Here is a 12221-nt window from a genome sequence, read left to right on the forward strand (position 1 = left end):
AGCATACGCAAGATGCTGGGGGCTAACAAGACCGTTCAGTCACTCCACGTCAACCCCTCTAACGTACGACTTTTAGCCAGTCTCCGGGCTTTGGCTCGCCAATTGGATACAAATTATTAAGCAATCGGATACGATTTTCCAGATCCGCTTGAGGTCCCGGCAATTTGCTTTCCCGAGCCAGGCTGGCGACGGTCTGGCCGGACTTCACCTGGATCAGATGAAGGCGCAACGGCTGGGCCAGAGCCAATTCTTCCTTCTTCATCGGACGGAAGCTATGGATCACCGAGAGGAACTTGTCATCCTCACTTTCCAGGGACGCCTTGTTGCGGATCGCCCCAACGAAAAGATAGGCCTTGTCGTCCTTGTAGATCACCGCCACGCGTCGCGCGGGATTGCCCGGCAGCACTGCCGTGGCGCCCTGGAGACCGTCCTGCTGCAGCGACTCTTCCATGGACAGACGCTGACTGCCGGCCTTCTGCCGGAGGTAGTCCGCGGGGGGCAAACTGGGCTTGCTAGCGTCAAGGGTCATGGCGATGAAGGCCTGCTGGTCGGCGCTATGACTGATCACCGCATCCGGACGATTGACCAGCCCCCAGCCATCGGGGAAATGGAAGGTGAAGCCCAGCTCTGCGTGATAGAAATCCTGCCCGCGACGTACGCCGGTTTCAGCCGAATCACCGAAAGGCAGCCCCTCCAGGTGCTTGAGAAAGACCTCCCGGTTCACCACCTGGTTACCGCCAGCCAGTGACCTGGCCGGCCCCACCACCTGCTGCAACCGGGTGTCATTGTCCGGATGGGTATCGAACAAGCCGTGATAACCCGACGGAGGCGCCTCCTGGCCCTTGCGTCGGGCCTGGTCACGAGCAAATTCCTCCTGGTTCTTCAGCACTTTCACCACTTCGATCATGGCTTGAGGGTCGTATCCGCTGCGTGCCAGATACTGGGCGCCGAGGCCGTCAGCCTCCAGCTCCATGTCACGACCATATCCGCGTACGAAGGCAGTCCCCAGTACATTGGTCAGATCGCCGGCCGCACCGACGCCAGTGCCGATTGCAACCGCCTGCCCGAGGATGTTCCAAGCGGTGGACTGACTCTGCTGCTGCACGCTGTGCCGCGCCGTGACGTGCCCCACCTCATGCCCGAGTACCGCGGCGAGTTCCGCTTCCGAGTTCAGGTAAGCAAGCAGGCCACGATTGATATAGATGTAGCCGCCCGGAAGGGCGAAAGCGTTGATATCCGGCGAATCGACCAGGGTGAAGTGGTAGGGGATGCTGCTGCGATGGCTGTGACTGGCGACGCGCCGTCCTACTTCCTGCACATAGGCCTGCAGCTTTGCATCGGCATAGGGCGGGTTCTGCTTGACGATTTCCTGGTTGTAACGACGACCGAGATCCAGCTCCTGCTGTTCGCTCATCATCACGAAATTGGTCTTGCCGGTGGCAGGGTTGACTGCACAGCCAGCAAGCAGGGAAAAAGCGAGAAGCAGCGCCATGGCGAGCGCAGGGGATCTCATCGAATCACCTCAAGCATTCCATTGTGGGTAAGGGGGAGCATCCAGCGGGAAACCTTCGTATTTACGCCGCCGTTGCGCGCACGGTCAATGACCCAGCCCCGTGCCTCTACGCGCCGCCCCACCAGCTGTTGCAGCGCGGCGGCGTCGAACTGGCGCAGATGCTTGAGATCGACCCGCAGCACCAGCGGCCCTTCCAGCTCCAGCCAGATTCCGCCCCGGTTGCGCTCAACCCTGGCGACTCGTCCTTGCACCAGCGCAAATCCGCCGCGCCTCAGCTGCCAGGGTGTTTGCTGAGGCGCGTGACGCCAAAGCCCACGACCAGCCCGACGAGCCGATCGCTCAGCTGCCGCATGACAATTATTCAGGGCTGCATTGGGGGCAATGGCGATACGAAACGCCAACCCGTCAGCGAGCAGGAGCTCTTCGAGATTGCGCCCGCGATTGTCATAGAGATGCGCCAGAGTGCGGCCGTAACGGTCCTTCGACTCGCGCCCCAACCGAAGCGCTACTCGTCCGCCACTGGCTTGCACCAAACCTGCGAGTCGCTGGCGTGCCGTTGTGGCGTAAGGCTCAGCCGACCGTCCCTTGCGAGCCAACTCTGGCGCATTCAGACCGATCAGACGAACACTTCGTCCGTCGACCAGGCGCAGGGTGTCTCCATCGACGACTTTCCGGACCTGGTAGGTAGGAAGGTTCCTAGGAACCGGGCAGGCGGCGTGAAGGGAGAAACTCAGGATCAGAAAAAAGAAAAAGGCGCCTGTCAGAGGCGCCTTTTTCGTCAGCGGGGACATGGCCATCGGGCCTTCCCGGGCTATTTCGGCACTTACTTGGTGCCGAACACGCCGAAACGCTGCTTGAAGCGATCGATACGGCCGCCGGTGTCCAGGACCTTCTGCTTGCCGGTGTAGAACGGGTGGCACTCGGAGCATACGTCGAGGCTGATGTTCTTACCGAGGGTGGAGCGGGTCTTGATGACGTTGCCGCAGCTGCAAGTAGCTTCGATCGCTACGTACTCGGGATGGATTTCCGGTTTCATTGCTTGATCCTCAGGTCTGGCGTGCCGCCACCCGACCCTATGTCGAGTACCGCACGGAAACAGGCGGCGGATGATACCAGAGTGGGTGTGCGTTGCAACCTGCCTGCCGCGCCGGCTGTCGTGCGGCACCATGCTAAGATCGCGCCTTTTCCGACAGGATCCCCGCTTGCCTGACGCTCCCATCTTGCGCCTCGCGCTGCCCTCCCCGCTGCGCCGCCTGTTCGACTATCGGGCACCCGCCGGCGTACCCCGCGCTGCCTTGCAACCGGGCCTGCGCTTGCGGGTACCCTTCGGCCGCCGCGAGATAATCGGCGTCCTGGTGGAGCTGGCCGACAAGAGCGAGGTTCCTGCCGATAAGCTCAAGCCTGCATTGGAGCTACTCGACAATCGCCCGCCGCTGCCGCCGGCGTTGTTCAAGTTGTGCCTATGGACCGCCCAGTACTACCAGCACAGCCTTGGCGACACCCTCAGTTGGGCACTTCCGGTTCTGCTGCGCCAGGGCGAGCCGGCAGAGGCCCGTCAGGAGCGTTTCTGGCACGCGACGCCCGGCGCCAGCCTCGAAGATCCACGCCTGGCCCGCGCGCCACGCCAGCGCCAGGCCCTCGCCACCCTCGCCCAGCATCCCCACGGCGTTGCCCACCAACTGCTCGGGCAACTGCAGTTGAACAAGGACAGCCTGGAAATCCTGCTTGAGAAGGGCCTCGCCCGGGTGGAAGTGCGCCGCCATGCCCCCTGCGAACGCCACGGGCCGTTACTGGCACAACCGGAGCTGCCCCTCAACCCAGAGCAACGCGCCGCCTTCGACGCAGTGCATGCATCGTTCGGCAGCTTCAACGCCCTGCTTCTGGCCGGCGTCACTGGTAGCGGCAAGACCGAGGTCTACCTGCAACTGATCCGCCAGACCCTTGAGGCCGGCAAACAGGCTCTGGTGCTGATTCCAGAAATCAACCTCGGTCCGCAGACTCTCGAACGTTTTTCTCGCCGCTTCAATGCACGAATCGCCCTGCTGCACTCGGCAGTGAACGACCGCGAACGCCTGGACGCCTGGCTGGCCGCCCGTGATGGAGAGGCCGATATCATCATCGGTACGCGCTCGGCGCTGTTCACGCCAATGAAGAATCCGGGACTGATCATCATCGACGAGGAACACGACGCTTCCTATAAACAGCAGGAGGGACTGCGCTATCACGCTCGTGACCTGGCACTTGTGCGCGCCCGCCAGGAGAACATCCCGATCCTGCTGGGCTCGGCCACGCCCTCGCTGGAAAGCCTGCAGAACGCCCACGCCGGCCGCTACGGCCTGCTGCGCCTGACCCAGCGTGCCGGCGGTGCCAAGCAGCCACGTTTCCTTCGCCTGGACGTGAAGAGCCTGCCGCTGGACTCCGGCATCTCCATGCCCCTGCAACAGGCAATCGCCCAGACCCTGGCGGCAGGCCAGCAGGTGCTGGTATTCCTCAACCGTCGCGGATTCGCGCCCACCCTGCTGTGCCATGACTGTGGCTGGATCAGCCAGTGCCCGCGCTGCGACGCGCGCATGACCCTGCACCAGAGGTTCAACGAACTGCGCTGTCATCATTGCGGCCACACTCAGCGCCAGCCAGCCTGCTGCCCCGATTGTGGCCGGGTCGACCTGCGCCCGGTTGGCGCTGGCACCGAGCGCGCCGAAGAACGCCTGGCGATCCTCTTCCCGAAGACGCAGGTATTGCGTATCGACCGCGACAGCACGTCGCGCAAGGACGCCATGGACAAGCTGTTCACCACCATCCAGCGCGGCGAACCCTGCATCCTCGTCGGCACCCAGATGCTCGCCAAGGGACACCACTTCCCGCGCGTGACGCTGGTGGCAATCCTCGATGCCGACGGCGGCCTGTTCTCCGCGGACTTCCGCGCCAGCGAGCGCATGGCCCAGCTCATCGTCCAAGTCGCCGGACGTGCTGGACGCGCCGAGGAGCCGGGCAAAGTGATCATCCAGACCCACTTGGCCGAGCACCCGCTACTGGTGCAGCTTACCGAGCAAGGTTATTTCGCCTTTGCCGACCAGGCCCTTTCCGAACGCCGCGCCGCTGGCCTGCCGCCCTTCGCGCACCTCGCCCTGCTGCGCGCTGAGGCGCACAAGCCGGGCCAGGCGGAAGAATTCCTCGACAGCGCCTGCGTGGAAGCTGAGCAGCAGCTTGCCGAGATGGGCCTCAATGGCGTCGAGCTTCTCGGCCCTGTTCCCGCCCCCATGGAACGACGTGCCGGGCGCTATCGGGCGCAATTGCTGCTGCAGGCCAACGCCCGGGCACCCCTGCACCGGCTGCTAACTCCGTGGAGCCATGCCTTGGAGCAGTTACCCGGCGGCCGTGCAGTGCGTTGGTCGCTGGATGTGGACCCCATCGATCTCTTCTAGAACGACCACCCAGCCGATATTGCCGACTGGTCCTTGCAGCCCGCAGCTTAAAACTTGAAGCTGCGGCCGCAGCCCGCCGATAATGCACAGTTTTCAACCAGCGCCAGCCCTCCATGGGCGGCCGGAAGAGCAGAAGATGAAAGACACCATTCGCCAGCTGATCCAGCAAGCCCTGACCCGTCTCGCCAGCGAGGGCGTGCTGCCCGAAGGCCTCAGCCCGGCTATCCAGGTGGAGAACACCAAGGACAAGAGCCACGGCGACTTCGCCAGCAACATCGCCATGATGCTGGCCAAACCCGCCGGCATGAAGCCGCGCGACCTGGCAGAAAAACTGATCAACGCCCTTCCCCAGGACGATCAGGTGGCCAAGGTCGAGATCGCCGGCCCCGGCTTCCTCAACTTCTTCCAGAACACCCAGGCGCTGGCCCAGCGCCTGGAGGCCGCACTGGCCGACGACCGTCTCGGCGTGCGCAAGAATGGTCCGCAACAGCGCGTAGTCATCGACCTGTCTGCGCCGAACCTCGCCAAGGAAATGCACGTCGGCCACCTGCGTTCCACCATCATCGGTGACGGCGTCGCACGCGTCCTGGAGTTCCTCGGCGATACCGTGATCCGCCAGAACCACGTGGGCGACTGGGGCACCCAGTTCGGCATGTTGCTGGCCTACATGCAGGAACAGCCGGTCGGCAGCGACGCCGAACTGTCCGATCTGGAGTCGTTCTACCGCGCGGCCAAGAAGCGCTTCGACGAGTCCGCCGAGTTCGCCGACCGTGCCCGCGAACTGGTGGTCAAGCTCCAGGCCGGCGATCCCGAATGCCTGAAGCTCTGGACCCGCTTCAACGATATTTCCCTGAGCCACTGCCAGGCCGTCTACGACCGCCTGGGCGTGAAACTCACCATGGCCGACGTGAAGGGCGAAAGCGCCTACAACGACGATCTGGCCAACGTGGTCGCCGACCTGCGCGCCAAGGGCCTGCTCACCGAGAGCGACGGCGCGCTGTGCGTGTTCATGGACGAATTCAAGAATGCCGAAGGCAACCCGCTGCCGCTGATCGTGCAGAAGGCCGGCGGTGGTTACCTCTACGCCACCACCGACCTGGCAGCGACCCGCTACCGCAGCGGTGTGCTCAAGGCCGACCGCGCGCTCTACTTCGTTGACCAGCGCCAGGCCCTGCACTTCCAGATGGTCTTCGCCTGCGCCCGCCTGGCCGGTTTCGTGCCCGCCAGCTTCGAGATGGAGCACATGGGGTTCGGCACCATGAACGGTGCTGACGGCCGTCCGTTCAAGACTCGCGACGGCGGTACCGTCAAGCTCATCGACCTGCTGGACGAAGCCGAGCAGCGCGCCTATGAACTGGTGAAGGGCAAGAACCCTGACCTGGAAGAAGCCGAACTGCGCCAGATCGCCCGGGCAGTGGGTATCGGTGCTGTGAAGTACGCGGATCTGTCCAAGCACCGCACCAGCGACTACAGCTTCAACTTCGAGCTGATGCTGAGCTTCGAGGGCAACACCGCTCCCTACCTGCTCTACGCATACACCCGTGTCGCCAGCGTGTTCCGCAAGCTGGGCAAGGACTTCTCCGAGATCGACGGCCAGATCATCCTCGCCGCCGAGCAGGAGCAGGCCCTGGCCGCCAAGCTGGCGCAGTTCGCCGACACCCTGGGCAACGTTGCCGAGAAAGGCGTACCGCACATCCTCTGCGCCTACCTCTACGACCTGGCCGGCCTGTTCTCCAGCTTCTACGAGAACTGCCCGATCCTCAGTGCCGAAGAGCAGGCCACCCAACAGAGCCGCCTGCGCCTTGCTGCGCTGACCGGTCGTACCCTCAAGCAAGGCCTGGAGCTGCTCGGCCTGCAAACCCTGGAACGCATGTAACGGACTATGGCGAAGAAAAAAGCTGCACCCAAGCGCGGGGCCAGCCGCTACCAGGCGCCGGCCAAGAAGCCGGTGCCCGGCTGGGTCTGGCTGGCCATCGGCCTGGTCATCGGTGGTTTCGTGGTATTCCTGAACCAGCTCGAGCCGGGCCGCGACGAAGTGCGCCGGACCAAGCCCGAACAGGCCGCGACCGGTGCCGCCAGCGGCAAGACCGCCAGCGATGTCGGCAAGGCCCAGGTCCAGGGCAAGCCGACAACGCCGCCCCCCCAGGAGCCGGCGAAGCCAAAGTACGACTTCTACACGCTGTTGCCGGAATCAGAAGTGATAGTGCCGCCGGAAGCTGTGCCCAAGGAGACACCAGCCACGCCGCCGGAGCAGAAGCCGGTTACCCCGGAAGAAGCCGCGAAGATCGACGCTGCGCGTGCCCAGGCCGCTCTCAACGGCGAGACCCCGCCACCCGCGCCGCCGGTGGTAGCCAAGGCGCCGGTCACCAATCAGTTCTTCCTCCAGGCCGGCTCGTTCCGCAAGCGCGACGACGCCGACCGGGTGCGAGCGCAGATCATCCTTCTCGGACAGAATGTCCAGGTGGAATCCGGCACCGTTCGCGAGGAAACCTGGTACCGCGTCCTCGTCGGGCCCTACGCCAATCGCGAACAACTCGCCTCGGCGCAGAAGCAACTGGCCGGCAGCGGATTCAGCAATTTGCTGTTACAGCAGCGCCAAAGCCGTTGAGCTGCCGACGGCTCGTTGAAAAACGTCGGCGATGCAGTCGATGCGAGGCAGAAACAGGCGAGAAAGCGGAGTTTACGCGTTGTAAATGAGCATTTTCAGCCTGTTTCAAAGCGAGCACAGGCAACGCAGGTAGTTCTTCAACAGTCTGCCAATCGTCCGTGCCCGGTTGAAAACCCGGGCACGGCCCCCCATCTGAGTTTCCATTCGGGCATTTCGCCCCGCTGCGTGGAGACTCTCCCCTTGACCACCATCGTTTCAGTCCGCCGCAACGGCAAAGTCGTCATGGGCGGCGACGGCCAGGTTTCCCTCGGCAACACCGTCATGAAAAGCAATGCCCGCAAGGTCCGCCGTCTTTACCACGGCCAGGTCCTGGCCGGCTTCGCCGGTGCCACCGCTGACGCCTTCACCCTGTTCGAGCGCTTCGAAGGCCAGCTGGAAAAACATCAGGGCCACCTCGTCCGGGCCGCCGTCGAGCTGGCCAAGGACTGGCGCACCGATCGCTCCCTGAGTCGCCTGGAAGCCATGCTCGCCGTGGCCAACAAGGATGCCTCGCTGATCATCACCGGCAACGGTGACGTGGTCGAACCCGAACAGGGCCTGATCGCCATGGGCTCCGGCGGCGGATTCGCCCAGGCCGCTGCCCTGGCGCTGCTGCAACACACCGAACTGTCCGCCCGCGAAGTGACCGAGACCGCCCTGAACATCGCCGGCTCCATTTGCGTGTTCACCAACCAGAACCTGACCATCGAGGAGCTGGACAGCGCCGAGTAAGGCCGCCGTCCCGCAATGGAGCCACTTTCATGTCCATGACGCCCCGCGAAATCGTCCACGAACTCAACCGCCACATCGTGGGCCAGGACGACGCCAAGCGCGCAGTCGCCATCGCCTTGCGCAACCGCTGGCGCCGCATGCAGCTGCCGGCCGAGCTGCGCGCCGAAGTAACGCCGAAGAACATCCTGATGATCGGCCCGACCGGCGTCGGCAAGACCGAGATCGCTCGCCGCCTGGCGAAGCTCGCCAACGCGCCCTTCATCAAGGTCGAAGCGACCAAGTTCACCGAGGTGGGCTACGTTGGCCGCGACGTCGAGTCGATCATTCGCGACCTGGCCGACGCCGCCGTGAAGATGATGCGCGAGCAGGAAATGCATCGCGTGCGCTATCGCGCCGAAGACGCCGCCGAAGATCGCATCCTCGACGCCCTGCTGCCCCCGGCACGCACCGGTTTCGGCGACGAGCAGCCCCGTGAGGATTCCAACACCCGCCAGCTGTTCCGCAAGCGCCTGCGCGAAGGCCAACTCGATGACAAGGAAATCGACATCGAAGTTGCCGAGTCCCCGGCCGGCGTCGAAATCATGGCCCCGCCCGGCATGGAGGAAATGACCAACCAGCTGCAGAGCCTCTTCTCCAACCTCGGCAAGGGCAAGCGCAAGGCCCGCAAGCTGAAGGTCAAGGAAGCCATGAAGCTGGTGCGCGACGAAGAAGCAGCGCGCCTGGTCAACGAGGACGAGCTGAAAGCCGCCGCGCTGGAAGCCGTGGAACAGAACGGCATCGTCTTCATCGATGAGATCGACAAGGTGGCCAAGCGCGGCAATGTCGGCGGCGCCGATGTCTCCCGCGAGGGCGTGCAGCGCGATCTGCTGCCGTTGATCGAAGGCTGCACCGTGAACACCAAGCTGGGCATGGTGAAGACCGACCACATCCTGTTCATCGCCTCCGGCGCGTTCCACCTGTCCAAGCCCAGCGACCTGGTGCCGGAACTGCAGGGCCGCCTGCCGATCCGCGTCGAGCTCAAGGCACTGTCGCCGGAAGACTTCGAACGCATCCTCACCGAGCCCCATGCATCGCTGACCGAACAGTACAGCGCGCTGCTGAAGACCGAAGGCCTGAACATCGAGTTCGCCCCGGACGGCATCAAACGTCTTGCCGAGATTGCCTGGCAGGTCAACGAGAAGACCGAGAACATCGGCGCCCGTCGCCTGCACACCCTGCTCGAGCGCCTGCTGGAAGAGGTTTCCTTCAGCGCCGGCGACCTCGCCGCGCAACACGACGAGACGCCGATCCACATTGATGCTGCCTACGTGAACGGCCATCTCGGCGAGCTTGCCCAGGACGAAGACCTGTCGCGCTACATTCTCTGACAGGTGCACACTGAAGATAGCCGGCACGCGCCGGCTATCTTCGTTTGGAGACCCCGACATGCGCATCCCCAGCGGTATCGAACTGCACAAGGCCTCCAGGACCTTGACGCTGAAGTACGGGCCGGATGAAAGCTACACGCTGAGCGCAGAGTTCCTGCGCGTGCATTCCCCCTCAGCGGAAGTACAGGGCCACGGCAAGCCCATCCTCCAGTACGGCAAGCTGAACGTCGGCCTGACCAAGCTTGAGCCGGCTGGCAACTATGCCCTGAAATTGACCTTCGACGACGGTCACGACAGCGGTCTCTTCACCTGGGACTACCTCTACGAACTCGCCACCCGCCAGCAAGAACTGTGGAGCGATTATCTGCAGGAGCTTGCAGCTGCCGGCCGCTCCCGCGACCCGGATGAGTCCGTCGTCAAGCTCATGCTCTGAAGCGGTGCAGGCCGCGCCCCAATCCAGCCCTGACCGCCCAAGGTTAGGGCGCTTTTTCTAAACGCTCGCGACATACTCCCGCTGCAGCGAACTCTCTGCGGTCTGCTTGCGCAAACTGACAAACTCGGGTAACCAAGTTCTGGCAAGTTCCATGCATTTGGCATCGCCAGATACAGAGAAATTCGCGAAGTTCGCTTCGCCTTCCCGGTAACCCGAGCGTGTCAGCGCGCTGTTCCGCCAGGGCGCTGTTCGACTCAGGACAATGGAGCGTCGTAGATGAGCAACAAGAACAATGAAGATTTGCAGCGCCAGGCCTCGGATAACACCCTGAACCTCAATCCGGTTATAGGGATCCGCGGCAAGGACTTGCTGTCTTCAGCGCGGATGGTGCTGTTGCAGGCCATCAAGCAGCCTTTCCACAGTGCAAGACACGTCGCCCATTTCGGCCTGGAACTGAAGAACGTGCTGCTCGGCCAATCCGGGCTGCAACCAGAAGCCGATGACCGCCGTTTCAATGACCCGGCCTGGAGCCAGAACCCGCTCTACAGGCGCTACCTGCAGACTTACCTGGCCTGGCGCAAGGAGCTGCATAGCTGGATCGAGGAAAGCAACCTGTCGAGCCAGGACACCAGCCGCGGACACTTCGTCATCAATCTGATGACCGAAGCCATGGCGCCCACCAACAGCATGGCCAACCCGGCCGCGGTCAAGCGCTTCTTCGAGACGGGCGGCAAGAGCCTGCTCGATGGCCTCTCCCATCTGGCCAAGGACCTGGTGAACAACGGCGGCATGCCCAGCCAGGTGAACATGGATGCCTTCGAGGTCGGCCAGAACGTCGCCACCACCGAAGGTGCCGTGGTCTATCGCAACGATGTCCTCGAACTGATCCAGTACAAACCCATCACCGAAAGCGTGCATGAACGCCCGTTGCTGGTAGTACCGCCGCAGATCAACAAGTTCTACGTCTTCGACCTATCACCGGAAAAAAGCCTGGCGCGCTTCTGCCTGCGCAACGGCCTGCAGACTTTCATCATCAGCTGGCGCAACCCGACCAAGGCACAGCGCGAATGGGGTCTGTCCACCTACATCCAGGCCCTCAAGGACACGATCGACGTAGTCTTGAAGATCACTGGCAGCAAGGACCTCAACATGCTTGGGGCCTGCTCCGGCGGCATCACCACCGTCGCCCTGCTCGGCCACTACCAGGCCATTGGCGAGAACAAGGTCAACGCCTTTACCCAGATGGTCAGCGTGCTCGACTTCAACCTCGACACCCAGGTCGCCCTGTTCGCCGATGAACAAACCCTGGAAGCCGCCAAGCGCCGCTCGTACCAGGCCGGTGTGCTGGAAGGCAAGGATATGGCCAAGGTCTTCGCCTGGATGCGCCCCAACGACCTGATCTGGAACTACTGGGTCAACAACTACTTGCTCGGCAACGAGCCGCCGGCATTCGACATCCTCTACTGGAACAACGACACCACGCGCCTGCCCGCCGCCTTCCACGGCGAGCTGGTGGAGATGTTCAAGACCAACCCGTTGACCCGCCCCAACGCCCTGGAAGTCTGCGGCACACCCATCGATCTCAAGCAGGTCACCTGCGACTTCTACTGCCTGGCCGGCACCTCGGACCACATCACGCCCTGGGAAGCCTGCTATCGCTCGGCGCGACTGCTCGGCGGCAAGTGCGAGTTCGTGCTGTCCAACAGCGGCCACATCCAGAGCATCCTGAACCCACCGGGCAATCCCAAGGCACGCTTCTCCACCAGCAGCGAAATGCCGGCCGATCCCAAACTCTGGCTGGAGAATGCCACCAAGCACGCCGACTCCTGGTGGCTGCACTGGCAGCAATGGATCGGCGAGCGCTCCGGCAAAACCAAGAAAGCCAACTTCACCCTGGGCAACAAGGCCTTCCCGGCCGGTGAAGCTTCGCCCGGTACCTATGTGCACGAGCGATGACAGACTGCGCCCTGCGCACTACTGCCCATGGCACCGGGAAGTGCCCTACGCGCTGCTGGCATCCGCCAGTGGCGCAGGTCAGGCACAGCCTGGCGGATTCGGGGGGAGCCTGCGAAGGCTTCCCTCGGTTTTCTAATCAATAGGGCTT

General features: G+C 63.3%; 10 protein-coding genes. 7 read left to right on the forward strand and 3 right to left on the reverse strand.

Annotated elements, in window-relative coordinates:
- Positions 1–58 precede the first annotated feature (58 nt).
- Genes SA496_RS23930 through rpmE form a run of 3 tightly spaced genes read right to left on the reverse strand, consistent with a single transcriptional unit; the run spans position 59 to position 2549 of the window.
- Positions 59–1513, reverse strand: coding sequence for a M48 family metalloprotease (locus SA496_RS23930; RefSeq protein WP_330114582.1), 1455 nt, complete (start codon positions 1511–1513; stop codon positions 59–61).
- Positions 1510–2310 (reverse strand): thermonuclease family protein, encoded by an 801-nt coding sequence (locus tag SA496_RS23935; protein WP_153918163.1) that lies wholly within the window; start codon positions 2308–2310, stop codon positions 1510–1512. The genes SA496_RS23930 and SA496_RS23935 overlap by 4 nt, the downstream gene beginning before the upstream one ends.
- Before the next feature lie 26 nt (positions 2311–2336).
- Positions 2337–2549: a 50S ribosomal protein L31 gene (gene rpmE, locus SA496_RS23940; protein ID WP_028629801.1), complete on the reverse strand. Its 213-nt coding sequence runs from the start codon at positions 2547–2549 to the stop codon at positions 2337–2339.
- Positions 2550–2679: 130 nt separating this feature from the next.
- On the opposite strand from rpmE, the gene SA496_RS23945 reads away from it, so the two are divergent.
- The 7 genes from SA496_RS23945 to phaC all read left to right on the forward strand — a co-directional run bounded on the left by SA496_RS23945 (position 2680) and on the right by phaC (position 12073).
- The gene (locus tag SA496_RS23945) at positions 2680–4938 is read left to right on the forward strand and encodes a primosomal protein N' (RefSeq protein ID WP_330114583.1); all 2259 of its coding nucleotides are present in this window, start codon (positions 2680–2682) and stop codon (positions 4936–4938) included.
- A gap of 136 nt (positions 4939–5074) precedes the next feature.
- Entirely contained in the window at positions 5075–6814 is a 1740-nt protein-coding gene (gene argS, locus SA496_RS23950) for an arginine--tRNA ligase (protein ID WP_153918166.1), read from the forward strand.
- 6 nt (positions 6815–6820) lie between these two features.
- A complete protein-coding gene (locus SA496_RS23955; protein WP_120654159.1) occupies positions 6821–7546 on the forward strand; it encodes an SPOR domain-containing protein in 726 nt (241 codons plus the stop codon).
- A 240-nt stretch (positions 7547–7786) separates the two neighbouring features.
- Positions 7787–8317 (forward strand): ATP-dependent protease subunit HslV, encoded by a 531-nt coding sequence (hslV, locus tag SA496_RS23960; protein WP_069086003.1) that lies wholly within the window; start codon positions 7787–7789, stop codon positions 8315–8317.
- Between the two features lie 29 nt (positions 8318–8346).
- Positions 8347–9684, forward strand: a complete 1338-nt coding sequence (hslU, locus tag SA496_RS23965; RefSeq protein ID WP_153918167.1) for an HslU--HslV peptidase ATPase subunit — start codon at positions 8347–8349, stop codon at positions 9682–9684.
- A 58-nt stretch (positions 9685–9742) separates the two neighbouring features.
- A complete protein-coding gene (locus tag SA496_RS23970; protein WP_153918169.1) occupies positions 9743–10117 on the forward strand; it encodes a gamma-butyrobetaine hydroxylase-like domain-containing protein in 375 nt (124 codons plus the stop codon).
- 276 nt (positions 10118–10393) lie between these two features.
- Positions 10394–12073, forward strand: coding sequence for a class II poly(R)-hydroxyalkanoic acid synthase (gene phaC, locus SA496_RS23975; protein ID WP_153918171.1), 1680 nt, complete (start codon positions 10394–10396; stop codon positions 12071–12073).
- The last annotated feature ends 148 nt before the right edge of the window (positions 12074–12221 follow it).

The sequence above is a fragment of the Pseudomonas sp. JS3066 genome (assembly GCF_036328175.1).
GTDB lineage: Bacteria > Pseudomonadota > Gammaproteobacteria > Pseudomonadales > Pseudomonadaceae > Metapseudomonas.